Source organism: Brachybacterium sacelli, from assembly GCF_017876545.1.
Taxonomy (GTDB): Bacteria; Actinomycetota; Actinomycetes; order Actinomycetales; family Dermabacteraceae; genus Brachybacterium; species Brachybacterium sacelli.
In genome coordinates this window covers 2927881-2952854 of sequence record NZ_JAGIOD010000001.1, presented here as the reverse complement: position 1 = coordinate 2952854, position 24974 = coordinate 2927881, and the positions used below count along the sequence as shown (strand labels likewise).

At 71.5% G+C, this 24974-nt stretch carries 19 protein-coding genes and 1 tRNA gene; 2 read left to right on the top strand and 18 right to left on the bottom strand.

The features are described from left to right. Positions 1-8: 8 nt before the first annotated feature. From aroB to polA, 7 genes are all read right to left on the bottom strand, one after another. A complete protein-coding gene (aroB, locus tag JOF43_RS13320; RefSeq protein ID WP_209902719.1) occupies positions 9-1091 on the bottom strand; it encodes a 3-dehydroquinate synthase in 1083 nt (360 codons plus the stop codon). Further along, positions 1088-1633 (bottom strand): shikimate kinase, encoded by a 546-nt coding sequence (locus tag JOF43_RS13315; RefSeq protein ID WP_209902718.1) that lies wholly within the window; start codon positions 1631-1633, stop codon positions 1088-1090. Before JOF43_RS13315 ends, aroB begins: the two co-directional genes overlap by 4 nt. Then, positions 1630-2880, bottom strand: a complete 1251-nt coding sequence (aroC, locus tag JOF43_RS13310; protein ID WP_209902716.1) for a chorismate synthase — start codon at positions 2878-2880, stop codon at positions 1630-1632. The genes JOF43_RS13315 and aroC overlap by 4 nt, the downstream gene beginning before the upstream one ends. A gap of 66 nt (positions 2881-2946) precedes the next feature. Beyond that, positions 2947-3714, bottom strand: a complete 768-nt coding sequence (locus JOF43_RS13305) for a hypothetical protein (RefSeq protein ID WP_209902714.1) — start codon at positions 3712-3714, stop codon at positions 2947-2949. 308 nt (positions 3715-4022) lie between these two features. Next, positions 4023-4853, bottom strand: a complete 831-nt coding sequence (locus JOF43_RS13300; RefSeq protein WP_209902712.1) for an HAD-IIA family hydrolase — start codon at positions 4851-4853, stop codon at positions 4023-4025. 149 nt (positions 4854-5002) lie between these two features. Next, positions 5003-6505, bottom strand: coding sequence for a 30S ribosomal protein S1 (gene rpsA / locus JOF43_RS13295; protein ID WP_209902710.1), 1503 nt, complete (start codon positions 6503-6505; stop codon positions 5003-5005). Between the two features lie 272 nt (positions 6506-6777). Further along, entirely contained in the window at positions 6778-9489 is a 2712-nt protein-coding gene (gene polA, locus JOF43_RS13290) for a DNA polymerase I (RefSeq protein WP_209902708.1), read from the bottom strand. 77 nt (positions 9490-9566) lie between these two features. On the opposite strand from polA, the gene JOF43_RS13285 reads away from it, so the two are divergent. Further along, positions 9567-10031: a PaaI family thioesterase gene (locus JOF43_RS13285; protein WP_209902706.1), complete on the top strand. Its 465-nt coding sequence runs from the start codon at positions 9567-9569 to the stop codon at positions 10029-10031. A 9-nt stretch (positions 10032-10040) separates the two neighbouring features. Here the strand turns inward: JOF43_RS13285 and JOF43_RS13280 are convergent, their stop codons facing one another. Together JOF43_RS13280 and JOF43_RS13275 are read right to left on the bottom strand one after the other, a co-directional pair. After that, positions 10041-11393, bottom strand: coding sequence for an ABC transporter substrate-binding protein (locus tag JOF43_RS13280; RefSeq protein WP_209902704.1), 1353 nt, complete (start codon positions 11391-11393; stop codon positions 10041-10043). A gap of 58 nt (positions 11394-11451) precedes the next feature. After that, positions 11452-12102, bottom strand: coding sequence for an ANTAR domain-containing response regulator (locus tag JOF43_RS13275; protein ID WP_209902702.1), 651 nt, complete (start codon positions 12100-12102; stop codon positions 11452-11454). Between the two features lie 109 nt (positions 12103-12211). Between JOF43_RS13275 and JOF43_RS13270 the strand changes: the two genes are divergently transcribed. Further along, positions 12212-12294: transfer RNA gene (locus JOF43_RS13270), tRNA-Leu, on the top strand. 62 nt (positions 12295-12356) lie between these two features. Here JOF43_RS13270 and pyk read toward each other — a convergent pair. The 9 genes from pyk to JOF43_RS13225 all read right to left on the bottom strand — a co-directional run bounded on the left by pyk (position 12357) and on the right by JOF43_RS13225 (position 24927). Further along, positions 12357-13832, bottom strand: a complete 1476-nt coding sequence (gene pyk, locus JOF43_RS13265) for a pyruvate kinase (RefSeq protein WP_209902700.1) — start codon at positions 13830-13832, stop codon at positions 12357-12359. A 101-nt stretch (positions 13833-13933) separates the two neighbouring features. Next, positions 13934-15412 (bottom strand): glutamate synthase subunit beta, encoded by a 1479-nt coding sequence (locus JOF43_RS13260; RefSeq protein WP_209902698.1) that lies wholly within the window; start codon positions 15410-15412, stop codon positions 13934-13936. Beyond that, positions 15405-19985 carry a glutamate synthase large subunit gene (gltB, locus tag JOF43_RS13255; protein ID WP_209902697.1) on the bottom strand — a complete coding sequence of 1527 codons (4581 nt, stop codon included), beginning with the start codon at positions 19983-19985 and terminating at the stop codon, positions 15405-15407. Before gltB ends, JOF43_RS13260 begins: the two co-directional genes overlap by 8 nt. A 118-nt stretch (positions 19986-20103) precedes the next feature. Further along, positions 20104-21033, bottom strand: a complete 930-nt coding sequence (gene lgt, locus JOF43_RS13250) for a prolipoprotein diacylglyceryl transferase (protein WP_209902695.1) — start codon at positions 21031-21033, stop codon at positions 20104-20106. A gap of 113 nt (positions 21034-21146) precedes the next feature. Continuing rightward, a complete protein-coding gene (gene trpA, locus JOF43_RS13245; protein ID WP_209902693.1) occupies positions 21147-21980 on the bottom strand; it encodes a tryptophan synthase subunit alpha in 834 nt (277 codons plus the stop codon). Then, a complete protein-coding gene (gene trpB / locus JOF43_RS13240; RefSeq protein ID WP_209902692.1) occupies positions 21977-23320 on the bottom strand; it encodes a tryptophan synthase subunit beta in 1344 nt (447 codons plus the stop codon). Before trpB ends, trpA begins: the two co-directional genes overlap by 4 nt. Beyond that, positions 23317-24150 (bottom strand): indole-3-glycerol phosphate synthase TrpC, encoded by an 834-nt coding sequence (gene trpC / locus JOF43_RS13235; protein WP_209902690.1) that lies wholly within the window; start codon positions 24148-24150, stop codon positions 23317-23319. The genes trpB and trpC overlap by 4 nt, the downstream gene beginning before the upstream one ends. A 64-nt stretch (positions 24151-24214) precedes the next feature. Beyond that, positions 24215-24682 (bottom strand): DUF2752 domain-containing protein, encoded by a 468-nt coding sequence (locus JOF43_RS13230; protein ID WP_209902688.1) that lies wholly within the window; start codon positions 24680-24682, stop codon positions 24215-24217. Next, the gene (locus tag JOF43_RS13225; RefSeq protein ID WP_209902686.1) at positions 24679-24927 is read right to left on the bottom strand and encodes an HGxxPAAW family protein; all 249 of its coding nucleotides are present in this window, start codon (positions 24925-24927) and stop codon (positions 24679-24681) included. The genes JOF43_RS13230 and JOF43_RS13225 overlap by 4 nt, the downstream gene beginning before the upstream one ends. Positions 24928-24974: the final 47 nt, after the last annotated feature.

Below are 24974 nucleotides of genomic sequence, written 5' to 3'. Positions count from 1 at the left end.
TCTCCTCCTCAGTCTGCCGTGATGGCGGCGTAGGCGGACAGCAGCAGCGCGGGGTCGGGGCCCTCGAGGCGGGAGACAGTCCCGATCCGATCGAGCACCACGAACCGCAGCAGGCCCGCGCGGGTCTTCTTGTCGCGCTTCATCGCGTCCTCGAGCTTGGGCCACTGCCGGTCCCGATAGGTGATGGGAAGCCCGAGGGAGGTCAGGACGCGCCGATGGCGATCGACCTCGTCCTCCGAGAGCTTGCCGGCCAGGTGCGAGAGCTCCGCGGCGAACATCATGCCGACGGAGACCGCCGCTCCGTGACGCCACTGGTAGCGCTCGTTGCGCTCGATCGCGTGGCCGAGCGTGTGACCGTAGTTGAGGATCTCGCGATCGCCCTGCTCGGTGAGATCGGCGGAGACGACCTCCGCCTTGACCCGGATCTTGCGCTCGACGACCTCGCGGAAGGCGTCGGTGGAGACGTCGAGCACGGCGCGGGGGTCCTCCTCGATGATCTCGAGGATCCGCGGATCGGCGATGAACCCGCCCTTGACGACCTCGGCGAGCCCGGCGGCGACGTCGTGCGCGCCGAGACCGGCGAGCACGTCGAGATCGGCGAGGACCGCGAGCGGCGGATGGAAGGCGCCGACGAGGTTCTTGCCCTCGGCGGTGTTGATCCCGGTCTTCCCGCCGACGGCGGCGTCGACCATGGCGGCCACCGTGGTGGGGATCTGCAGCACGTCGACACCGCGCAGCCAGGAGGCGGCGACGAAGCCGGCCAGGTCGGTGGCGGCCCCGCCGCCGAGACTGACGACCAGATCGTGGCGTCCGATCTCCGCCTGGCCGCACACGCCCCAGAGGAAGCCTGCGACCTGGGCGGTCTTGGCCTCCTCCCCGTCGGGCACCTCGGCGGCGAAGGTGTCCCGTCCGGTCTCGGCGATCGCGGCGCGGACCTCCTCGGCGACCTCCCGCAGACTCGGCTGGTGGACGATCACCACCCGTCGCACCCGCTGAGGGACCAGCCCAGGGACGTCGGCGAGGATCCCCCGGCCGACGCGGACGTCGTACCCGCCGGTCGGGGTGGTCACGGGGATCACGGTGGAACTCATGCGGTCTCCTCCTCGGGGCCGGACAGCAGGTCCTGGCCCATCATGTCGGTGATGGCGCGGGCGACGGCCGCGGCGGTGCCGTGCCCGGCGTCGACCCGCCAGCGCGCCAGGTCACGGTAGACGGGGCCGCGCTCCGCGGCGAGCTCTCGCCAGCGGGGCATGGGATCCTCTCCGCCGCCGAGCATCGGGCGTCCGTGGCCGCGGCCGAGCCGCTCGGCGGCCACTGGCTCGTCGATCTCGAGCAGCACGATCGGGCCGCCCCGCAGCCGCTGCCGGGAGTCGGGATGCATGACCGCTCCCCCGCCGAGGGCGAGCACGCCGGAGCTCGCGGTGAGGGCGCTCTCGAGCACCGAGGCCTCGAGCGCGCGGAAGCCATCCTCGCCGTCGGTGGCGAAGAGGTCCGGGATGGAGCGTCCCGCCGCGCCGACGATCAAGGCGTCGAGATCCTCGAAGGGGAGGTCCAGCCGGGCGGCGAGCTCACGGCCGACGCTGGTCTTGCCCGCCCCCATGGGGCCGAGCAGGATGACCGCGGGACCCGTCACGGGGCCCCGCCCGTGCCGCCGCCCACGATCCGCGACTGCAGCGAGACGGTCTCCTCGAGATGAGCCCGGATCTCCTCGACGCTGTCTCCGCCGGTCTTCTCGAGCAGGGCGTCCACGAGGGTGAGGGCGACCACGGCCTCGGCGATGACGGCAGCGGGCGCCACGGCGCACACGTCCGAGCGCTGATGGTTCGCGGTGGTCTGCTCGCCGGAGGCGACGTCGATGGTGCGCAGAGCACGGGGCACCGTGGAGATCGGCTTCAGGGCGCCGCGCACACGGATCACCTGACCGTTGCTCATGCCGCCCTCGAGGCCGCCGGCGCGGTTGCTGCCGCGCGGGACCGACGTGGCGCCGACCGCCTGCTCGGCGGCGAGGATCTCGTCGTGGGCGGCAGAGCCGCGGCGGGCGGCGGTGGCGAAACCGTCCCCGATCTCCACACCCTTCATGGCCTGGATGGACATCAGCGCCTGGGCGAGACGGCCGTCGAGCTTGCGGTCCCACTGGGTGTGGGAGCCCAGCCCCACGGGGACGCCGTAGGCGAGGACCTCGACCACACCGCCGAGCGTGTCGCCGTCGGACTTGGCCGCATCGACCTCTGCGACCATCGCCGAAGAGGTCCCGGGATCGAAGCAGCGCAGCGGGTCGGCGTCCAGTGCGGCGTCGTCGCCCGGAGCGGGCAGGGGCGCCTCATCGGGCACGCGGACGGTGCCGACGGCGAGGGTGTGGGAGACCAGGCGGATCCCGGCGGCCTGCTCCAGGATGGCGCTCGCGACACGGCCTGCGACCACCCGCGCCGCGGTCTCGCGGGCGCTCGCGCGCTCGAGGATCGGGCGGGCCTCGCCGAAGCCGTACTTCAGCATCCCGGACAGATCGGCGTGGCCGGGCCGGGGACGGGTCAGGGGGCGATTGCGGGCGATCTCGCGCTCGTCGCCGGTGCCGGCATCGACCAGGAGGTCCTCCCGCGGCACCGGGTCCGCGCTCATGACCTTCTCCCACTTCGGCCATTCCGAGTTGGCGATCTCGATCGCCAACGGCGAGCCGAGAGTGCGTCCGTGACGGAGCCCGCTGTGGATCCTCAGCACGTCCTGTTCGAACTTCTGACGGCTGCCGCGGCCGTGTCCGAGACGACGGCGGGCCAGCGCCGCCTTCAGATCGTCACTGGTCAGCTCGACCCCGGCGGGGACGCCGTCGAGCAGGGAGATGAGGGAGGGGCCGTGGGACTCCCCGGCCGTGAGCCAGCGCAACATGGCTCCGATCCTCTCATGCGGGCCTGAGGGGACGAGTCGGCGTCCGCCGCCGTCGCCGCAGGCCGCTCACGGCCCGTCGATGCTGACCAGGAGCGCGGGTGCCTCGCCCTGCGTGGTGATCGGCAGCAGGGTCACTCCGACCGTGCGACCGGAGACCTCCTCGACCGCGGTGCCGGAGACGGGCTCGGGCACCCGCAGGTCGACGTCCTCCTGGACGGTGCGCACCGTGAGGTCATCGCGTCCGATCCCGTCGAGCACGTAGTTCGCGCGGTCGACGGCCAGGGAGGGCTCCAGCACCTGCGGCGCGTCCCCGTCCGTCTCGTCGAACACCGGATAGACGCCGGTGCCGTTGCTGCCGTCGTTCAGGGCCGTCCTCGCCGCCGAGGACAGCGGCGTGTCCTTCGCGAAGTAGAGCTCGTAGTCGACGTCTGCCACTGCCCCGGACGCGACGTACGCGTAGTAGGTCTCGGTGGTCCCCGAGTACCCGGTGACCGTGCAGGCGGCCACGCCGGTGGGGTCGTCCACGTCCAGGGAGGCGTCGCAGGAGGCGTCGTCCCCGGAGTCCGGGGAGACACGGTCGCCGAGCTCCTGGGCCACGCTCGAGGACGGGACCGCGGACTCGCCGAGCTCGGAGAAGTTCTGCGGCCCCGTCGTGAACAGGTCGGTCGGGTGCTCGCCCCGATGGGCGACCTCCGTCGGGGCCTGCGTGCCCGGGGCGGTCGGCGCAGCGGGCTGGGCGCCGGCCACGGATCCCGCGCCGAGACTCAGTCCGACGAGCAGCGGGGCGGCCAGCCCCAGCGCGGTCACGGTCCTGATCTGATGCCGACGAGTCATCGTCGTCTCCTTCGCTCTGTGGCCGGGGAAGCCCTTGCACCCCGGGACCCGCCGGGCTGACGGCCGACGTCGGGATCACCCCGAACCTCAGAATTTGACCGTCTCTTTACCGTTTGGCGGGTCAGGCATGACCCTTCCATGGGGTTCAGAAGGGGTCAAGCGCTGAGACCACGACGTCCACGCGGCCTACACAACCTCTTCACCTTTCGCCGTGGCGACATCGGGAGCCCCTGGCTCGGCTGGCTCGGCCTCCACCACATCGGCGCCGACCCGCTGCGCCCGGCCGCGCAGACCGGGGAGACGCGGAATCAGTCCTCGTCGAGCTCGACGGACTCCAGCGGGGTGAGCGTCTCGACGAGCGGGACGACGTCGGCGATGCCGTCCAGCACACTGGTCGGACGGTACGGGTACTGGGCGATCTCGTCCTCGCGGGTCGAGCCCGACAGCACCAGCACGGAGCGCATCCCCGCCTCGAGTCCCGACTTGACGTCGGTGTCCATCCGGTCCCCGATCATCACGGAGGTCTCGGAGTGGGCGCCGATGCGGTTCAGCGCGGTCCGCATCATCAACGGATTCGGCTTGCCGATGTAGTACGGGTGGATGCCGGTGGCCGCGGTGATCATGGCGGCCACGGAACCGGTGGCCGGCAGCGGGCCCTCCGCGCTGGGCCCGGTGACGTCAGGGTTCGTGGCGATGAACTTGGCCCCGTTCTTGATCAGGCGGATGGCGCGGGTGATCGACTCGAAGGAGTAGGTGCGGGTCTCCCCCAGCACCACGAACTCGACGTCGAAGTCGGCCAGGATGAATCCTTCCTCGTGCATCGCACTGGTGAGCCCCGCCTCGCCGATCACGTAGGCGGAGGAGCCGGGAGCCTGCTCGGCGAGGAAGCGGGCGGTGGCCAGGGCGCTGGTCCAGATCGACTCCTCGGGGATGTCGATACCGGTGCGCGAGAGGCGGGCGCGCAGGTCGCGGGGGGTGAAGATCGAGTTGTTGGTGAGCACCAGGAAGGGTCGCCCGAAGCGCTGCAGCGCCGCGATGAAGTCGGCCGCGCCGGGAAGGGCGGACTGCTCGTGGACGAGCACCCCGTCCATGTCGGTGAGCCAGGAATGGATCGGATGGTCATCGAGAGCGGTGGTCATGGCACCAGTGTGCACCGCGGAACGCCCCCGATGCAGGTCCGTTCGTGGCGCGTCCGTGCCCCACCGCGTCGCAGAGCGACCGGGAACGACACAGCGGCCCGACCCCTCCTCGGGGTCGGGCCGCTGTGTACGGCGGACGGATCGGCCGATCAGTTGCCGGTGAGCTTGGCGCGCAGGGCGGCCAGGGCCTCGTCGGAGGCCAGGGTGCCCTCGTCCGTGGTGTTCGACTGGTAGGAGGACTGCGCCGCGGGAGCGGCGACCGGCGTCGAGGAGGTCGAGGCGGAGGACGTCGTCGACTCGGCGGCCGGCGCGTTCGCGGACTCCTCGTCGGCCTTGATCGCCTCGGCGACCTGCGCCTTGTGGGCGGTCCAGCGCTCGTAGGCGGCCGCGTACTGGCCCTCCCACTCCTCGCGCTGGGTCTCGTAGCCCTCGAGCCACTCGTTGGTCTCCGGGTCGAAGCCCTCGGGGTACTTGTACTCGCCGTTCTCGTCGTACTCCGCGGCCATGCCGTACAGAGCCGGGTCGAAGGTGGTGTCGTCACCCTCGGGGTCGACGCCCTCGTTGGCCTGCTTGAGGGACAGCGAGATGCGGCGGCGCTCGAGATCGATGTCGATGACCTTGACGAAGACGTCCTGGTCGACGGTGACGACCTGCTCGGGCAGATCCACGTGGCGCTGGGCCAGCTCGGAGATGTGCACGAGGCCCTCGATGCCGTCCTCGACGCGCACGAACGCGCCGAACGGGACGAGCTTGGTGACCTTGCCCGGGACGACCTCGCCGATGGCGTGGGTGCGGGCGAAGAGCTGCCACGGGTCCTCCTGGGTCGCCTTCAGCGACAGGGAGACTCGCTCACGATCCATGTCGACGTCGAGGACCTCGACGTTGACCTTCTGACCGACCTCGACGACCTCGGAGGGGTGGTCGATGTGCTTCCAGGAGAGCTCCGAGACGTGCACCAGGCCGTCGACACCGCCGAGATCGACGAACGCGCCGAAGTTGACGATGGAGGACACGGCGCCCTCGCGGACCTGGCCCTTCTGCAGGGTCTGCAGGAAGTCGGAGCGGACCGCGGACTGGGTCTCCTCCAGGTAGGCACGACGCGACAGGACCACGTTGTTGCGGTTCTTGTCGAGCTCGATGATCTTCGCCTCGATCTCCTGGCCGACGTAGGGCTGCAGGTCGCGCACGCGGCGCATCTCGACGAGGGAGGCGGGGAGGAAGCCGCGCAGGCCGATGTCGACGATGAGGCCGCCCTTGACGACCTCGATGACGCGGCCCGTGACGACGCCCTCGTCCTCCTTGATCTGCTCGATCGTGCCCCAGGCGCGCTCGTACTGGGCGCGCTTCTTGGACAGGATCAGACGGCCTTCCTTGTCCTCCTTCTGGAGGACCAGAGCCTCGATCTCATCGCCGACCTCGACGACCTCACCGGGGTCGACGTCGTGCTTGATGGAGAGCTCGCGCGAGGGGATGACGCCCTCGGTCTTGTAGCCGATGTCCAGGAGGACCTCGTCGTGATCGACCTTCACCACAGTGCCCTCGACGATGTCACCATCGTTGAAGTACTTGATGGTCGCATCGATGGCAGCCATGAGGTCGTCGGCGCCGCCGATGTCGTTGATGGCGATCTGGGGGGTCGTGGTGTCGGTCATGTAGGTATGGACTCCGTCGGGACAGGTTTGAGTAGGAACGGTGGACGTGCAGCGCCCGTGAGGCGCATCCGTGCATGGTGTGCATGGCAGGACCCGCGAGGCGGGATAGCCTGCGCACAGACCTCCGAAATGTTACCAGCCCAGCTCGCGGAGCGCGAGGCACCTGGGCCCCCGAGCGCACTGCGAGCGTGTGAGGTGCATCCCGGACGCATGGATCGTAGGAGCCCGGCGGTCGACGCCCGGGCACCGTCCCGGGGGCCGAGGCGGCTGGGTCAGTGCGCCGCCTCGCGCCAGGTGCGGCCGATGCCGACGCCGACCTCGAGCGGGACCGAGAGCTCATAAGCACCGTCCATGCCCTCGACCACGATCTCCCGCACCGCCTCGAGCTCGCCGGGTGCGACCTCGACCACCAGTTCGTCGTGGACCTGCAGCAGCATCCGGGAGCCGAGCTCCGCCGCCTGCATCCGCTGCTCCACGGCGAGCATCGCGAGCTTGATGATGTCCGCGGCACTGCCCTGGATCGGGGAGTTCAGCGCGACGCGCTCGGCGTTCTCGCGACGCTGACGATTGTCGGAGGTGAGGTCCGGCAGGTAGCGGCGTCGACCGAGGATGGTCTCGGTGAATCCGGTGGACCGGGCCTTCTCGACGCTCTCGTGCAGGTAGTCCCGCACCCCGCCGAACCGTTCGAAGTAGCCGTCGCGCAGCGAGGTGGCCTCCGCGCGGGGGATGCGCAGCTGCCGCGAGAGCCCGAAAGCGGACAACCCGTAGGCCAGGCCGTAGCTGACGGCCTTGGTCTTCGAGCGCATGGCCGGGTCCACGGCGTCCGGGGAGACCCCGAACACGCGGGAGGCGACGAAGTTGTGGAGGTCCTCGCCCGAGCGGAACGCCTCGATGAGCCCGGAGTCCTCCGACAGGTGCGCCATGATGCGCATCTCGATCTGGGAGTAGTCGGCCGTCAGCAGCGTCTCGAAGCCCTCGCCCGCGACGAAGACGTCGCGGATGCGCTGGCCCTCCGCGGTGCGCACCGGGATGTTCTGCAGGTTCGGCTCGGTCGATGCGAGGCGTCCCGTCGCCGCGGCGGTCTGCTGGAACGTGGTGTGCACCCGCGAGGCGCCGTCGTGGGCCTTGTCCAGGCCGACGACGTAGCCGGTCAGCTTGCTCATCTCCCGGAAGCGCAGCAGCCAGGACAGGAAGTCGTGGCCCGAGGAGCCCGGCGCCAGCTTCTCCTGGAGGTCGGTGAGGGACTCCGCGTCGGTGGAGTGGCCCGAGGAGATCTTCCGCGTCGTCGGCAGCGCGAGCGTCTCGAACAGCACGATCTGGAGCTGCTTGGGCGAGGCGAGGTTGACCTCCTCGCCCACGATCGCGCCGGCCTCCCGCTTGGCCTGGGCGACGAAGCCCTCGAACTCCTCGCGCAACGCCGCCAGCGCCGGCAGGTCCACCGCGATGCCACGATCGTGCATGGTCTCCAGCACCGACTGCAGGGGCCGCTCGAGATCCGCGAGGATGCCCGAGGCCCAGGACTCCTCCCCCGCCTGTCGCGACAGCTCCTCGGCGGCAGGATGCAGCGCCGAGGCGGACTCCGCCAGCCGGGCCCCTGCGGCGGCGACGTTCTCCGCGCGCAGCTCGGGGGTCTCCTTCTTCAGGCTCGACTCGGCGGGCTTGCGCGGGCGCGGAGCGAAGCGGGCACCGCCCAGCTCGGTGCCGAGCGCCTCGGCGTCGTAGCTGCGGGCACCGGGACGCAGCACGAAGGCTTCCAGAGCCAGGTCGCGGGCCCGGCCGCCGAGCTCGTACCCGTTGGTCCGCAGCCAGGACCTCACCGCGGGCACATCGGCGGTGCGCACCTCGCGGGCGCCGTCGAGCGCCTCGGCCAGCACGGCGGAGGCATCGGAATCCAGCAGTTCGAGCCGGATCCCGGCGCGGGCGTCGGGCGTCGCGACCCCCAGCATCGGCCCGCCCCGGACGTCGTCGGCGACGGTCAGCGCCAGGGCCCCCGCCGTCTCCCCCACCAGGTCACGCACTGAGGCCGCTCCGTCGATCTCGAGCACCTCGGCGGTCGGCTCCTGCGCGGCGGGCGCACCCTCCTCCTCGCCGAACAGCACGGCGGGCAGGTCGCGGCGGATGGTGTCGCCGAAGGCGAGATCGTCGAACACCTCGGCGATGCGCCCGCGGTCCCCGCTGCCGAGCGTGTAGTGCCCCGGGTCGACGGGCAGATCCAGGTCGAGGACCGCGGCGTTCATGAGGCGGTTGCGCTCGACATCGGCCAGGTGGTCGCGCAGCGACTGGCCGGCCTTGCCCGCGATCTCCCCCGCATGGGCGATCACTCCCGGCAGGTCGCCGTACTTAACGATCCACTTGGCGGCGGTCTTCGGCCCCACCCCCGGCACCCCCGGCAGGTTGTCGGCGGCCTCGCCCACCAGGGCTGCGAGATCGGGATAGCGCTCCGGCAGGATCCCGTACTTCTCCTCCACGGCCGCGGGCGTCATGCGGCGCATCTCGGTGACGCCCTTGATGGGCTGCAGGAGGGTGACCTCGGGGCCCACCAGCTGGATCGCATCACGGTCGCTGGAGACGATCAGGGCCTCGTCGCCCTCGGCGGCGGCACGGGTGGCGAGGGTCGCGATGATGTCGTCGGCCTCGTAGTCCTGGACGGTCAGCCAGCGCACCCCGAGCGCGTCGAGCACCTGCATGATCAGGTCGATCTGGCCGATGAACTCGGGCGGGGTCACCTCGCGCCCACCCTTGTACTGGTCGTAGATGCGGTCGCGGAAGGTGCCGCCGGGCAGATCGAAGGCGACCGCGACGTGCGTCGGCCGCTCCGAGCTCACGACGTTGATGAGCATCCGTGCGAAGCCGTACACGGCGTTCGTCGCCTGCCCGCGTCCGTCGCTGAAGCCGTCGGCGGGCAGCGCGAAGAAGGCACGGAACGCCATGGCGTGCCCGTCGATCAGGAGGATTCGCTGGTCACCGGTGTCGCTCGCACTCATGAGGAGAAGTCTCGCACGTCGGGCGGACGCCCGTGGGTCACGCCGACCGAATGCCCCAGGTGTGGCACGCTCAGGGCATGACAGACGCGATGGACCTGCCGGACACCTCCTCCGCCCCGCTGTCGGGGGAGCCTCTGCGCGCCCTGATCGCCCCCATGATCCGGGGCACGATGGTGGAACGCTGCGGGATGGAGCTGCTCGAGCTGGACGCCCGGGGCGGGATCATGACGATGCCCGTGGACGGGAACACCCAGCCGGCCGGGCTGCTGCACGGCGGTGCCACCATCGCCCTCGCCGAGTCGGTGGCCTCCTTCGCGGCGATCCTGCGGGCCCGTGAGGTCCACGGCGAGGGGGCGCAGGCGGTCGGCACCTCGGTCTCGGCGCTGCACCACCGCTCGGCCCGCAGCGGAGTCGTCACCGCCACCTGCACCGTCCGTCATACCGGCCGCCAGGTCGCGAGCTATCTCGTGGACGTGCACGACGAGGCGGGAACGCTGCTGAGCACGGTGACCATCCAGACCATGCTGCTGCCGCAGCGCTGAGCGGAGCGATCATTCGGGGGCTTCGAAGTCCGCGTCGCCGCCGGAGACGATCGCGTTGGCCTCGTTCCAGGTGAAGGTGCGCAGCTTCCCGGTGCGCGGATCCTTGGCCGAGCCCAGCTCCAGCGGGCCCGTCCGTCCGGTGTAGGAGACCGACGCCCGCTCCTGCGACTGCAGTCCCGTGCGCAGGATCGAGCTGCAGTCTCCGTAGTTCGTGCACTCCTCCGTCCCGGTGAGCACCTTCTCCACGGAGCCGGCGATGTCGACCCCCTCCACCGACAGAGCGTCCTGGGCCGCCAGCGCTGCCAGCATCACGGCGTCGTAACCCTGCTGGGAGTACCCGTAGCTCGAACCCTCCAGCTCGGGATCGGCGTTGAGCATCATGTTCACGTGCTCGACCGTCAGCTCGGCGCCGGGGAGGTGGCCGGTCGCCTCGCTCAGCGTCTCGGCGGCGAGCTTCGCCTCCGAGTAGTCCACGCTCGAGGCCGGGCTCAGCCGCCGCGCGAACTCCACCGTCGGTCGCTTCCGGTCATCGAGGGTGGCCTCGTGCAGGGCCGACAGGAACGGCCCCACCTCGGGGCCGCCGTTGACGACCAGCAGCGCCGGCGGGGTCTTCAGCACCTTCTTCACGACGGGATCGGCCTTGCCCATCTTTCCGGCCGGGTAGAAGTGCTCGGCGATGACCTTGCCGCTGTTGGGGTCGAGGATCCGGCTGAGCTCCTCGCGCAGGCTGTGGCCGTGCGCCGTGTCCTCGGAGACGAATGCGACCGTTCCCGGCGAGCCGCTCTTGTCGGAGCCGCCCTCCCACGAGGCCTCCGCGTACAGCGCCGCGAGCGCCACGTCGTTCGGGGCCAGGCGGATCAGCATGTTGGAGGTCTGCACCTCGGGGGCGCGCACGCTCATGCCCGAGGTGAACACGTCGATCACGGCGATCCCCGCCTCGACGAAGGCCGGGATCGCCGCGACCAGCGCCTCCTCGTCGATCGAGGTGATCACCGCGGTCACCCCGGCCTCGGCGAAGCCGGCGATGACCTCGCTGAGGTCCTCACCGGCCTCCTTCATCACGTGGCGGTCGGCCATGGTGACCTCGTGGCCGAACAGTCCCTCCCACTGCTTGTTGAGGTCGATCATCGCCTCGTGGAGGGCGAGGCCGATCGGTGCCTCGAACGCGGCGGAGCGACCGTAGGAGGCGCCGATCGACCCCAGCACCAGCGGGGTGTCCGGCTCGGTGAGCTCCTCGCCCGTCGGCGCGGTCGTCTCCGCCTGGCGGCCACGACGTCCGCCGCGGGTGCAGGCCGACAGGGCGCCGGCCCCGAGGACCCCCGCCCCGAGACCGCGCACCAGCGTGCGTCGTGAGATCACCATCGCCCCTGTGCTTCCCCTCTCGTCCCGGCGCACCCCCGGCGCCGGGTCGACGTGTCGGTCAGTCCTTGCCGGAGCCGCCCAGCTGGTCCACCACGGCATCGGCGACCTCGCGCATGGTCAGCCGACGGTCCATGGAGGTCTTCTGGATCCACCGGAACGCCTCCGGCTCGGACAGACCCATGTTGGTCTGCAGCAGACCCTTGGCGCGGTCCACCCGCTTGCGGGTCTCGAAGCGCTCCCCGAGGTCCTGGATCTCGGACTCGAGCTGGGTGATCTGCGTGAAGCGGGAGATCGCGATCTCGATCGCGGGCAGCAGGTCCGCCGGGGTGAAGGGCTTGACCACGTAGGCCATCGCGCCGGCGTCGCGCGCCCGCTCGACCAGCTCGGCCTGCGAGAACGCGGTGAGCATCACGACGGGGGCCAGGCTGTCCTCGCCGATCCGCTCGGCGGCGGTGACGCCGTCGGTCTGGGGCATCTTCACGTCCATCACGACCACGTCGGGGCGCAGCTCGCGGGCCTTGGTCACGGCGCTCTCGCCGTCACCGACCGCGGCGACGACCTCGAATCCGGCCTCGGTCAGGGTCTCCACGATGTCCATGCGGATGAGGCTCTCGTCCTCGGCCACCACCGCGGTGCGATGGGGGCGGTCCTCCTCCTGGGGCGGGAGGTCCTGCGGGTCGTCGGGAAGGGAAGCGGTGTCGTCAGTCATGTCACCCTGTGTCTCGGGTAGTGCCTCGAGCGGGGGTGGCCTGCACCCACACGGTCGAGGACGGTGGTCATCAGCGGTATCCTAGTCCAGCCCTCCCCGGTGGGGGCGAGCCGGGTTGGCGGAATGGTAGACGCGGCGCACTCAAAATGCGCTGTCCGTGAGGGCATGCGGGTTCGAGTCCCGCACCCGGCACCTGCCGCGTGAGAACGCCCACGGCCCGGAGGTCGTGGGCGTCCTCACGCGCCTCGTGCATCTCAGCCCTGCGTCTGCGGACCGGCGGCGATACGGTCGGCCTCGATGCGCGCGGACTCGGTGCCGTCGAGGTCACCGATGCGATGCACGCGCAGCGTGTTGGTCGAGCCGTGGACGCCGGGGGGCGAGCCGGCCGCGACGACGACCAGATCGTTCTTCTGCAGGCCCTTGTGCTCGCGCAGCAGGTCGTCGACCTCGGCCACCATGGCGTCGGAGTCCTTCTGCATGGGCACCAGATGCGCCTCGATGCCCCAGGTCAGCGACAGCTGGCGGGCGACCTCCGGATAGGGGGTCATGGCCAGCAGCGGGATGGAGGGGCGCAGGCGGGACAGTCGGCGCGCGGTGTCGCCGGACTCGGTGAAGGTCACCAGGTACTGGGCGGAGAGCTGGTCACCGATCTCGGCGGCCGCACGGGTGATCGCACCGCCACGGGTGTGCGGGATGGTGCCCAGCGGGAGGATGCGGTCGGCACCGTTCTCCTCGGTGTTGGTGACGATGCGGGCCATCGTGCGGACCGCCTCGAAGGGATACTTGCCCACGCTGGTCTCGCCCGAGAGCATGACCGCGTCGGCGCCGTCGAGGATCGCGTTGGCGCAGTCGGAGGCCTCGGCGCGGGTCGGGCGCGGGCTCTCGATCATGGACTCGAGCACCTGGGTGGCCACGATGACCGGCTTCGCATTGCGGCGGGCGAGCTCGATGGCGCGCTTCTGGACCAGCGGGACCTGCTCCAGGGGCAGCTCGACGCCGAGGTCGCCGCGGGCGACCATGATGCCGTCGAAGGCGCCGACGATGGAGCGCAGCGCCCGCACGGCCTGCGGCTTCTCGATCTTCGCGATGACCGGGACCCGGCGACCCTCCTCCTGCATGATGCGCAGGACCTGGTCCATGTCGTGGGCGTCGCGCACGAAGGACAGGGCGATCACGTCGGCCCCGAGGGCCAGGCCCCAGCGCAGGTCGGAGATGTCCTTCTCGCTCATGGCGGGCACGGACACGGCGACGCCGGGGAGGTTGATGCCCTTGTTGTTGGAGACCGGCCCGGGCACCTCGACCACGGTGGTGACGTCGGTGTCGGAGACGTCGGTGACGCGGACGGAGACCTTGCCGTCGTCGATGAGCAGCACGTCGCCGGGGCGGCAATCGCCCGGCAGGCCCTTGAACGTGGTCGAGACGCGCTCGCGGGTGCCGACGATGTCGTCCGTGGTGATGACGAAGGTGTCACCGACCTCGAGCTGGTGCGGACCGTCGCCGAACGTGCCCAGGCGGATCTTCGGGCCCTGGAGGTCGACCAGCACGGCGACATTGCGCCCGAGATCCTCGGCGGCTCGGCGGATGTTCGCGTAGACCTGCTCATGCTCGTCGTGCGAGCCGTGGCTGAGGTTCATCCTCGCCACGTTCATGCCCGCCTCGATCAGGGTCCGGATCTGCTCGTAGGTGTTGGTCGCCGGACCGAGTGTGCAGACGATCTTCGCTTTTCGCATGTCAACCCATCAGTAGTTCGAATAAGGGCCGTGGCCCTCCGGCGGGCACCACGAAGTGCACTGCCGGACGGGCCGCAGCATCGCGTGGTCGCCCTAGTCTTTCACACCGCCACCGGCTTCTCCCCGGGACTCACCGGTGCCGGCAGGGAGCTGCTGCCCGTGAGGTGTCGGTCGACGGCGGCCGCGCAGGCGCGGCCCTCTGCGATCGCCCAGACGATGAGGCTCTGACCTCGGGCGCAGTCGCCCGCGGTGAACACATCGGGAGCGCTCGTCGACCACTGCTCGTCGTGGACGATGGTGCCGCGGGCCGTGAGGTCCACCCCGAGGGAGGACAGCAGGCCGTCCTCGCGGGCACCGGTGAAGCCCATCGCGATCAGCACGAGGGTGGCGGGCAGGACGGTCTCGGTGCCAGGGGTGGGCAGGCGGCCGCCGTCCCGGTACTGGGTGCGGGAGACCTTCAGGCCGGTCACCGCACCCGCGTCGTCGACCTCGAACCCGGTGGTGGAGGCCAGGAAGGAGCGATCGCCGCCTTCCTCGTGCGCCGCGGAGACCTCGAAGAGCACCGGGTGGGTCGGCCAGGGCTGGCTCTCGTCCCGCTCGGCGGGCGGCTGGTTGCCGATCGCGAGCGTGGTGACCGAGCGGGCACCCTGGCGCAGCGCGGTGCCCAGGCAGTCGGCGCCGGTGTCGCCGCCGCCGATGATCACCACGTCCTTGCCCTCGGCGGAGATCGGGTCGGCGACCCAGTCACCCTCCACCAGGCGGTTCGCCTGGGTCAGGTACTCCATGGCCGGGTGGATGCCGACGGCCTCGCGGCCGGGCACCGCCAGCTCCCGCGGGACGCTCGCCCCGGTCGCCAGGACGACGGCGTCGAACCGGGAGCGGAGGTCCTCGACCGAGAGGGCGCCCTCCCCTGTGCCGCCGACCTCCACACCGGTGCGGAAGCGGGTGCCCTCCGCGCGCAGCTGCTGCAGCCGGCGGTCGACGTGACGCTTCTCGAGCTTGAACTCGGGGATCCCGTAGCGCAGCAGGCCGCCGAGGCGGTCGTCGCGCTCGAGGACCACCACGGAGTGCCCCGCCCGGGTGAGCTGCTGGGCGGCAGCGAGCCCAGCGGGGCCGGAGCCGACAACGGCGACCGCTCGCCCAGTCTGCCGCGCGGGCTCGACGGGTTCGACCCAGCCCTCCTCGAAGGCGCGGTCGATGATCGAGACCTCGACGTTCTTGATGGTGACCGGGGGCTGGTTGATGCCCAGCACACAGCTCGACTCGCACGGGGCGGGGCAGGCGCGCCCCGTGAACTCCGGGAAGTTGTTGGTCGCGTGCAGGCGCTCGCTGGCCTCCCGCCAGTCGTCGCGGTAGACGAGGTCGTTCCACTCCGGGATCAGGTTGCCCAGCGGGCAACCCTGGTGGCAGAACGGGATGCCGCAGTTCATGCAGCGTCCGGCCTGGCGGGAGACGACGTCCAGGGTGCCCTTCTCACGGGCCTCGTAGACCTCCCGCCAGTCCATCAGTCGCACCGGCACGGGGCGACGCGTGGGCAGCTCTCGGTCGCGGTAACGCAGAAATCCCCGGGGATCAGCCATGAGTGCTCTCCATGATCTCGTTCCAGACATCGTTCGAATCGGGGTCGATCCCCTGGGCCAGGGCGTCCTCGCGGATCCCGGTGATGCGCAGGAAGGCCCGCGGCGTCACCTGCGTGATCCGGTCGAGCAGCTCCTCGGGATCGGCCAGCAGCGCGGCCGCCCGGTCCGAGCCGGTGCGGCGCTCGTGCTCCGTGATCGCCTCGAGCACGAACTCGCGATGCTCCGCCCGCACGGGCGTGATCGCGAAGGTCGCGGCGTCCTGGGGATTCAGTCTCGCCCGGTCGAGATCGAGGACGAACAGGGTCCCGCCGCTCATGCCGGCCCCGAGGTTGATCCCGGTAGGCCCCAGCACCAGCACGACGCCGCCGGTCATGTACTCCGCGCCGTGGTCACCGATGCCCTCGACGACCAAGGTGGCCCCGGAGTTGCGCACGCCGAACCGCTCCCCCGCCGCGCCGGCGAGGAGGAGCCGGCCGCTGGTGGCGCCGTAGGCGCAGGTGTTGCCGGCGATCACGGAGGAGGTCAGCGAGGGTTCGGTGCCGCGGCCATGGCCGACGGCGATCACCCCGCCGGAGAGCCCCTTGCCGACGTAGTCGTTGACGTCGCCGGTCACGTGCATGCTGATCCCTCGGGGCAGGAACGCCCCGAAGGACTGCCCGCCGGTGCCCACGAGGTCCAGCACGATGGAGTCCTCGTCCAGTCCGTCCCCGCCGGTGCGCCGGGTGACCTCGTGGCCGAGCAGGGTGCCGGTGGAGCGCTGGACGTTGCGGATGGTGTCCTGCAGGCGGATCGAGCCCTCCCCGGCCTCGAGCAGCGGTGCGGCCTGCGCGATCCAGGGGTGGTCGGCGGCCCGCTCCAACTGGTGGTCCTGCCCGCGGCGACGGCGCGGGAAGTCGCCCTCGTGGACGGTGGGGGGCGTGAGGATCGCCCCGAGGTCGAGTCCCTCGCGCTTGGCGACGCCGAGGGCGGAGGCGCTGCGGGGGTCGTCCCGCAGCGCGAGCAGATCGGTGCGGCCGACCGCCTCGTCCAGGGAGCGCAGCCCGAGTGCCGCGAGGTGCTCACGGACCTGCTGCGCGACGAACTGGAAGAAGGTGACCACGTGCTCGGCACGGCCGGTGTAGCGCGAGCGGAGCTCCGGGTTCTGGGTGGCCACCCCGACCGGGCAGGTGTCCAGGTGGCACACGCGCATCATGACGCAGCCGGAGACCACCAGAGGGGCGGAGGCGAAGCCGTACTCCTCCGCGCCCAGCAGGGCCGCGACGACCACGTCCCGCCCGGTCTTCATCTGCCCGTCGACCTGCACCGTGATGCGGTCCCGCAGGCCGTTCAGCAGCAATGTCTGCTGGGTCTCCGCCAGCCCCAGCTCCCAGGGGGTGCCGGCGTGCTTGAGCGAGTTCAGCGGGCTGGCGCCGGTGCCGCCGTCGTGCCCGGAGATCAGCACGACATCGGCGTGGGACTTGGAGACCCCGGCGGCGACCGTGCCCACCCCGAAGCGGGAGACCAGCTTGACGTGGACGCGGGCCGCCGGGTTGGCGGACTTCGCGTCGTGGATCAGCTGGGCGAGGTCCTCGATCGAGTAGATGTCGTGGTGCGGCGGCGGGGAGATCAGACCGATGCCCGGGGTCGAGTGGCGGGTGCGGGCGATCCACGGGTACACCTTCTGCGGGGGCAGCTGGCCGCCCTCTCCGGGCTTGGCCCCCTGGGCGATCTTGATCTGGATGTCCCGCGCGAAGGTGAGGTACTCGCTGGTCACGCCGAAGCGTCCGGAGGCGATCTGCTTGATCGCGCTGCGCCGCTCGGGATCCCGCAGTCGCTCGGGGTCCTCCCCGCCCTCGCCGCTGTTGGACATCCCGCCGAGACGGTTCATGGCGATGGCGAGGGTCTCGTGGGCCTCCTGGGAGATCGAGCCGTAGCTCATCGCGCCTGTCATGAAGCGCCGGGTGATCTCCTCGAGCGGTTCGACCTCCTCGAGGGGCACGCTCTCACGGTCGTCGGTGCGCAGCCGCAGCAGGCCGCGGAGGGTCATCAGGTGCTCCTGCTGGGCGTCGACCTCGTCGGTGTAGCGGCGGAACTCCTCGAACTGCCGGGTGCGGGTCGAGTGCTGCAGGCGGAACACCGCCTCGGGGGTGAACAGATGAGGCTCCCCCTCGCGGCGCCACTGGTACTCACCGCCCACGGGCAGGCTGCGGTGGGCCGGGCGCTGGCCGTCGACCGGATAGGCCAGGGCGTGGCGGGCGGCGTTCTCCGCGGCGATGACGTCCAGGGTGATCCCGCCGATGCGGCTGACGGTGCCGGGGAACCAGGTCTCCACCAGCTCCTCGGACAGCCCCACGGCCTCGAAGATCTGGGCCCCCCGGTAGGAGGCGACGGTCGCGATGCCCATCTTCGACATGATCTTCAGGACCCCCTTGCCGAGGGCGCGGATCAGTCCCTGCACCGCCTGCTCGGGGGTGAGGTCGCTGATCACGCCGCGGCGCACCAGCTCCTCGACGCTCTCCATGGCGAGATAGGGGTTGATGGCGCTGGCGCCGTAGCCGATCAGCAGCGCGGCGTGGTGGACCTCGCGGACGTCGCCGGCCTCCACGATCAGGCCGGCGGCGGTGCGTCGGCCGGTGCGCACCAGGTGGTGCTGGACGGCGCTGGTCAGCAGGAGCGAGGGGATCGGGGCGAGCACCTGGTTGGCGTCACGGTCCGAGAGCACCAGGAAGGTGGCGCCCTCGTCGATGGCCGCCACGGCCTCCTCACAGATCTCGCGCAGGCGCTGCTCGAGGGCGGCGGTGCCGCCACCGACCGGGTAGAGCCCGCGCAGGCGCACGGTATGGAAGTCGGCGGTCGCCGGGTGCGCGTCGACCGCGAGGAGGGTGGCCAGCTCGTCGTTGTCCAGGATCGGGAAGTCCAGGGCGAGCTGGCGGGTGTGCTCCGGGGTCGCCTCGAGCAGGTTGCGCGAGCGGCCGATCGCGACGCCCAGCGAGGTGACGATCTCCTCCCGCAGGGAGTCCAGCGGCGGGTTGGTCACCTGGGCGAACATCTGGGTGAAGTAGTCGAACAGCAGCCGCGGACGATCGGACAGCACTGCGATCGGGGTGTCCGTGCCCATCGCCCCGAGCGGCTCGGCTCCCTTGGACGCCATCGGGGCGAGGAGCACTCGCAGCTCCTCCTCGGTGTAGCCGAAGGTCTGCTGGCGCCGGACCACCGAGGAGCGGGAATGGATGATGTGCTCGCGCACGGGGAGGTCCGACAGATGCACCTTCTGCTCACGCACCCAGGTGCCGTAGGGGTGCTCGGTGGCGATGGTCCGCGTGAGCTCCTGGCTGGGGACGATCCGCCCCTGCTCGAGGTCGAGCAGGAAGATCTCCCCGGGGGCGACCCGCCCCGTGCGCACGAGGGAGCTGCGCGGCACGTCGATCAGCCCGGTCTCCGAGCCCAGGATCACGAGATCCTCGTCGGTGATCCAGTAGCGCAGGGGCCGCAGCCCGTTGCGATCCAGCCGGGCCCCGACCTGCGTGCCGTCGGTGAACACCACGGAGGCGGGGCCGTCCCACGGCTCCTGCAGCGCCGAGTGGTACTCGTAGAAGGCCCGCAGCTCCGGGTCCATCGACTCGTCGTTCTCCCAGGGCTCCGGGACCAGCATCATCAGCGCGTGGGCGAGGGACCGCCCCGACAGGTGCAGCAGCTCGAGAACCTCGTCGAGTCCGGCGGAGTCGGAGGCCCCGGGAGTGCCCACCGGCAGCAGCCGCGCGAAGTCCTCGCCGAAGACGTCCGTGCGCATGCTGCCCTCGGCGGCCCGCAGGCGGTTGCGATTGCCGATGACGGTGTTGATCTCGCCATTGTGCGCCAGGGTGCGGAAGGGGTGCGCGAGCGGCCAGGCCGGGAAGGTGTTGGTCGAGAACCGCGAGTGGACGATCGCGAGCTCGGAGGCGAAGCGCGGATCGCGCAGATCGGGATAGAACTCGTCCAGCTGGGCCGGGGTGAGCATGCCCTTGTAGACCATCACCCGCGTGGACAGCGAGGGGAAGTAGGCGCCCGTGGAGTGCTCGACGCGGCGGCGCAGCGCGAAGGCGGCGCGCTCCAGGGCGAGGCCGCTCCGGGTGCCGGCGGCGTCGACGAGGAAGACCTGCACCATGTCGGGGCGGACGGCCTCGGCGGCGGGCCCGACGAGGCCGTCGGTGATCGGCACCTGGCGCGTGCCGAGCAGGTCGAGCCCCTCGTCGGAGGCGACCGCGGTGAGGGCGTCCAGGGCCTCCTGACGGTCCGTCCCTTCCTGCGGGAGGAAGGCGATGCCGGCGATGTAGGAGCCACGGGGCGGAAGGTCCAGTCCGCTGACCTCGCGCAGGAACGCGTCGGGCAGCTGCACCATGATGCCGGTGCCGTCGCCGGTGGCTTCCTCGGCGCCGACCGCGCCGCGGTGCTCGAGATTGCGCAGCGCCGTCAGGGCGTGCTCGACGATGTCGTGGCCGGGGCGACCGCGCAGGGTGGCGATCATCGCCACACCGCAGGAGTCGACCTCGGACTCGGGGCGGTAGAGCCCCTGGGAGGCGGGCAGGTCAGAGAAACGGGAATCGAGAGGCAGCATGAGCGCGAGGCCCTTCCAGGTGGGCGGCCGGTGACCAGGACGTCGGATGTCGACGTGTTCCCGGTCCCGGGCTCGCTCCCCCTGCCGGCGAGCTCACTCGCGCGGGGTGCTGCGTGCCCTAGGGGCCGGGGGCGGGGTCCTCGCCCGGAGAAGGAGGCGTCCCGGACTTCTCGACCTCGTCCTCGTCAGGAGCGTTCCCGGCCGTCTGGCTGGACAGCTCGAAGGAGCCGTCGGCGGCGGCGACCTCGCCGCCGCGGGCGCGCTTGCGCAGGCTGAGGTGGACGAACACGGCGATGGCCACCAGCGCCATCAGGATGGCGACCAGGGTGTGGATGCGCAGCGGACCGACCATCAGCACCGGCTCGGAGCGGATCGCGTCGATCCCGGCCCGGCCGAGGGAGTAGAGGCCGACGTAGGCCCAGAAGATGCGCCCGCCGGCCAGGTGGAACCTACGGCTGACCAGCAGCAGCACGCCGAGCGCGGCGAGGTTCCACAGCTGCTCGTACAGGAAGGTGGGGTGGTAGGTGCCCGGCACGCAGCCGCTGATGGGCTGGCCGTTCGTCATGCAGGGGACGTCCCAGCCCCACCAGGCGTCCAGCTCGGGGCCGTAGAGCTCCTGGTTGAACCAGTTGCCGAAGCGGCCCAGGATCTGGGCGGCCAGGATCGTCGGGCCGATGGTGTCCGCCAGCGCGATGAAGGACACCTTCTTCACGCGGGCCATGATCCACACCGCGAGCGCGCCCCCGGCGACGCCGCCGTAGATCGCCAGCCCGCCCTGCCAGATGTAGAGCACGGCCAGCGGATTGCCCTCGGGGCCGAAGAACGGCTCCGGAGAGGTCAGCACGTGCCAGATGCGGGAGCCGACGATGCCGGCGACCACGGCCACGAAGACGATGTCGAACAGGTCGTCGCCGTCGCCGCCGCGGGCCTGCCAGCGCTTGGTGGCCCACCACAGGGCGAGGGCGATGCCGGCCAGGATGCAGATCGCGTAGAAGTGGACCGTGAGCGGGCCGAGGGAGAGCGAGGAGATGGGCGGGCTGGGGATCATCGCCGTGCGCTCCTCTCCCTGGGTGGCGGCCATGACGGCCGACGGGGCTCTGCGGTGTCCGGGCGGGTCCGGCGACCCTCAGGCCGCCTCCGCCGATTGCTGCGGGACGGGGGTCACTGCCGGGTGCGGGAACTCTCCACGCCGGAGCGCAGGTCGTCGGCCACTGCCGCCAGTGCGGTGCGTGCCGCCGGGGCGTCGCCCTCGTGCTCGAGGAGCGCCCGCACGAAGGCGGACCCGACGATCACTCCATCAGCGTACGCTCCCACCTGCGCGGCCTGTTCACCGTTCGAGACGCCGAGCCCGACGCAGACGTTCTCCGCACCGGCCGCGCGAGTGCGCTCGACCAGGGACTCGGTGGCCGCGGAGACGCTGGCCCGGGTGCCGGTGACCCCCATGGTGCTGGCGGCGTAGACGAAACCGCGTGTGTGGGAGACCACATGGGCGAGACGGTCCCGCGGGGAGCTGGGAGCGACGAGGAACACACGGTCCACGGCGTGCTCCTCGCTGGCCGCGATCCAGTCCGCCCCCTCGTCGGGGATCAGGTCCGGGGTGATGACGCCGGCGCCCCCTGCCGCGGCCAGGTCGCGCGCGAAGGCATCGGACCCGTAGGCGAGGATCGGATTCCAGTAGGACATGACCAGGATCGCGGCGCCTCGGCCGGACAGCTCCTCGACCGCGTCGAGCACGTGGCGGGTGCGCACGCCGCCGGCCAGGGCCGCGGAGGCGGCGCGCTGGATCACGGGCCCGTCCATCACCGGGTCGGAGTACGGCAGCCCCAGCTCGATCATGTCGGCGCCGTGGTCGATCAGGACGCGAGCGGCGTCGATCGAGCCGGACAGGTCCGGGTAGCCGACCGGGAGGTACCCGATCAGGGCGGCGCGATCCTCGGCGCGGGCGCGGTCGAGGGCGTCGGCCGCGCGCAGCCGGTGGGTGTCGGGGGCGGTCATCGCGTCTCCCTCGGGTCGATGAGGTCACTGGTGGCACGCGCCGCCTCGCGCAGCGTGCGGAGGTCTGCCCGGGCGGGCTCCTCCCCCACCAGGCCGAACCAGCGCGAGGCGGTGTCGACGTCCTTGTCCCCGCGGCCGGAGAGGCTCACCAGGATCACGGCGTCCTCGCCGAGCTCGCGGCCCAGCCGCAGCGCTCCGGCCAGGGCGTGCGCGGACTCGATCGCCGGCATGATGCCCTCGGTCATGGACAGCAGGGCGAAGGCCTCCATGGCCGCCTCGTCGTCGACGGCGCGGTACTCGGCGCGACCGATGTCGGCGAGCCAGGCGTGCTCGGGGCCGACGCTGGGATAGTCCAGGCCCGCGGAGACCGAGTGCGATTCGATGGTCTGGCCGTCCTCGTCCTGCATGACGAAGCTGCGCGCGCCGTGGAGGACGCCCGGGGAGCCTCCGCCGATGGTCGCACTGTGGCGTCCGGTCGCGACGCCGTCCCCTCCGGCCTCGCAGCCGACGAGCCGCACCATCGGATCGACGTCGTCGAGGAAGGCGTGGAAGATGCCCATCGCGTTGGAGCCGCCGCCGACGCAGGCGACCACGGCATCGGGCAGGCGGCCGACCGTCTCCAAGGTCTGGGCGCGGGCCTCCTCACCGATGATGCGGTGGAAGTCGCGGACCATCACCGGGAACGGGTGCGGACCGGCGACCGTCCCGAGCAGGTAGTGGGTGGTCTCGACGTTCGCGACCCAGTCGCGGAAGGCCTCGTTGATGGCGTCCTTGAGGGTGCGCGAGCCCTGGGTCACGGGGACCACCTCGGCTCCCAGCAGGCGCATGCGGGCGACGTTGAGCGCCTGGCGCTCGGTGTCCTCCTGACCCATGTAGATCGTGCAGTCCATGCCGAACAGGGCGGCCGCGGTGGCGGTGGCCACGCCGTGCTGACCGGCACCGGTCTCGGCGATCAGGCGGGTCTTGCCCATGCGCCTGGTCAGCAGGGCCTGGCCGAGCACGTTGTTGATCTTGTGGCTGCCGGTGTGGTTGAGGTCCTCGCGCTTGAGCAGGATCCGGGCGCCGCCGGCGAGGGCGGAGAAGCGCGGGGCCTCGGTCAGCAGCGAGGGGCGACCGGTGTAGTCGCGCGCAAGTCGCTGCAGCTCGGCGATGAACTCGGGGTCCAGGACCGCCTTCTCGTAGGTCTCGCGCAGCTCATCGAGCGCGGGGACCAGGGCCTCGGGCAGGAACCGGCCGCCGAAGTCGCCGAAGTAGGGGCCGGCCTCGGAGCGCAGCTCGCCGTCGGGCCGGGTGAGCTCGGTGACGGCGGGGCGGGGGTCCGAGGAATGGGTCTCGCTCATGCCTGAGCTCCTTCGGGGGCGGGGCGGCCGCGTCGGGCCACCTGGCGGAACGCGGCGACGGATCCGGCGGGGTCGCCGGAGGTGACCAGGGCCTCGCCGACCAGGACCGCGTCAGCGCCGGCGGCGGCGTAGGCCTCGACATCGGCGACGCCGGCGACTGCGGACTCCCCGATCGCGAGGGGGCCGGCGGGGATGCGGTGGAGGAGCTCCACGGCGCGGGAGAGGTCCACCTCGAGAGTCTTGAGGTCGCGGGCGTTGACGCCGATGAGATCGGCGCCCAGGGAGAGCGCCCGGTCCAGCTCCTCGTCGGTGTGGGCCTCGACCAGAGCACTCATGCCGAGCTCGGTGACGAGGTCGTGCAGCTCGCGCAGGGGCTCGTCCTCGAGGGCGGCGACGATCAGCAGCACCAGGTCGGCGCCGTGGGCACGGGCCTCGAGCACCTGGTACGGGTCGACCACGAAGTCCTTGCGCAGCACCGGTGCCTCGACCCGCTCGCGCACGGCGTCGAGGTCCGCCAGGGAGCCGCGGAAGCGGCGCTGCTCGGTCAGGACGCTGAGCGCGGAGGCACCGCTGTCGGCGTAGATCGCGGCGAGCTCCGCGGGCTCGGGGATCTCGGCGAGGGCTCCCTTGGAGGGGCTGGCGCGCTTCACCTCGGCGATCAGGCCCATGGTGGTGCCGTCGCCGGCGAGGGCGGCGCGCGCGTCGCGGGCCGGGGCCGCCGCACGGGCGAGCTCGCGGATCGCGGGCTCGGGGATGCGGGTGCGCCGAGACTCGAGATCCTCTCGTACTCCGGAGATGATCTCGTCGAGCACGGTTCCGGTGCTGGTCACGGAAGCCTCCTGCAGTGGTCGGGGGCGGTGGCCCGCACAGCGGGCCGGTGGTGGGGCGAGCGGTTCAGGCGCCGACGTAGGAGATCGGGGCGAGGAACCAGAAGGCCGGGACGTTGCGCAGCACGGTGAAGACGGCGATCACGACGAGGAGCGCGGCCACGAACCGTGGGGAGGGCAGCAGGTCGGTGGGCCTGCCCTGGACGCGGCGGACGGTCCAGAGCCCGAGCCCGAGGGCGGTCAGCGGCAGCGCCGCCATGACCAGTGCATTGCTGCGCAGCGCGAGCAGCAGGTCGCCGGCGATCAGGGAGTGGACTGCGCGGATCGCGCCGCACCCGGGGCAGTGCAGCCCGGTGAGGTGGTACACGGCGCACAGCGGGATGTCGGTGCGGAACGGGTCGAACACCAGCTGGACCGTGCCCGCGAGCGCGAGACCGCCGAGGACGATGCCGACGGGGAGCAGGGACCTGCGCAGGCTGCGGGCGGGCGCATCCTGCACGGCGCCGCCGTGCCGGCCGCCCACGGCCTGGGTCACCGCGCTTCGGCCTCGGCGGGTCGACGGCGGGGCTGGCCGAGTCCGACCAGGGACAGGACGATGCCGAGGACGATCGCGACGGCGATCACGCCGGCGCCGATCCAGACGAGCAGGATCATCGGCAGGACCATGCCGAGGCCCACGAGGAGCGCCCCGAGCACCACGCCGTAGTTGAGCGTGTAGGCGGCCACGGTCTTGCCCTCGTTGTGGGGCGGGGGCGGCGGCACGGCATAGGTCTTGGTCATGATCCTTCTCCAGTCAGGGGCCCGGTCGAGGCCATTGTGCCACGTCA

What these genes read in the sequence shown, in the direction of transcription:
- JOF43_RS13225 (WP_209902686.1), bottom strand. Translation starts at nt 24,927, where the DNA reads ATGACCAAGACCTATGCCGTGCCGCCGCCCCCGCCCCACAACGAGGGC.
- JOF43_RS13285 (WP_209902706.1), top strand. Translation starts at nt 9,567, where the DNA reads ATGACAGACGCGATGGACCTGCCGGACACCTCCTCCGCCCCGCTGTCG.
- pyk (WP_209902700.1), bottom strand. Translation starts at nt 13,832, where the DNA reads ATGCGAAAAGCGAAGATCGTCTGCACACTCGGTCCGGCGACCAACACC.
- aroB (WP_209902719.1), bottom strand. Translation starts at nt 1,091, where the DNA reads ATGAGTTCCACCGTGATCCCCGTGACCACCCCGACCGGCGGGTACGAC.
- JOF43_RS13275 (WP_209902702.1), bottom strand. Translation starts at nt 12,102, where the DNA reads ATGACTGACGACACCGCTTCCCTTCCCGACGACCCGCAGGACCTCCCG.
- JOF43_RS13280 (WP_209902704.1), bottom strand. Translation starts at nt 11,393, where the DNA reads ATGGTGATCTCACGACGCACGCTGGTGCGCGGTCTCGGGGCGGGGGTC.
- lgt (WP_209902695.1), bottom strand. Translation starts at nt 21,033, where the DNA reads ATGATCCCCAGCCCGCCCATCTCCTCGCTCTCCCTCGGCCCGCTCACG.
- JOF43_RS13300 (WP_209902712.1), bottom strand. Translation starts at nt 4,853, where the DNA reads ATGACCACCGCTCTCGATGACCATCCGATCCATTCCTGGCTCACCGAC.
- polA (WP_209902708.1), bottom strand. Translation starts at nt 9,489, where the DNA reads ATGAGTGCGAGCGACACCGGTGACCAGCGAATCCTCCTGATCGACGGG.
- trpA (WP_209902693.1), bottom strand. Translation starts at nt 21,980, where the DNA reads ATGACCGCCCCCGACACCCACCGGCTGCGCGCGGCCGACGCCCTCGAC.
- JOF43_RS13260 (WP_209902698.1), bottom strand. Translation starts at nt 15,412, where the DNA reads ATGGCTGATCCCCGGGGATTTCTGCGTTACCGCGACCGAGAGCTGCCC.
- gltB (WP_209902697.1), bottom strand. Translation starts at nt 19,985, where the DNA reads ATGCTGCCTCTCGATTCCCGTTTCTCTGACCTGCCCGCCTCCCAGGGG.
- JOF43_RS13305 (WP_209902714.1), bottom strand. Translation starts at nt 3,714, where the DNA reads ATGACTCGTCGGCATCAGATCAGGACCGTGACCGCGCTGGGGCTGGCC.
- rpsA (WP_209902710.1), bottom strand. Translation starts at nt 6,505, where the DNA reads ATGACCGACACCACGACCCCCCAGATCGCCATCAACGACATCGGCGGC.
- trpB (WP_209902692.1), bottom strand. Translation starts at nt 23,320, where the DNA reads ATGAGCGAGACCCATTCCTCGGACCCCCGCCCCGCCGTCACCGAGCTC.
- aroC (WP_209902716.1), bottom strand. Translation starts at nt 2,880, where the DNA reads ATGTTGCGCTGGCTCACGGCCGGGGAGTCCCACGGCCCCTCCCTCATC.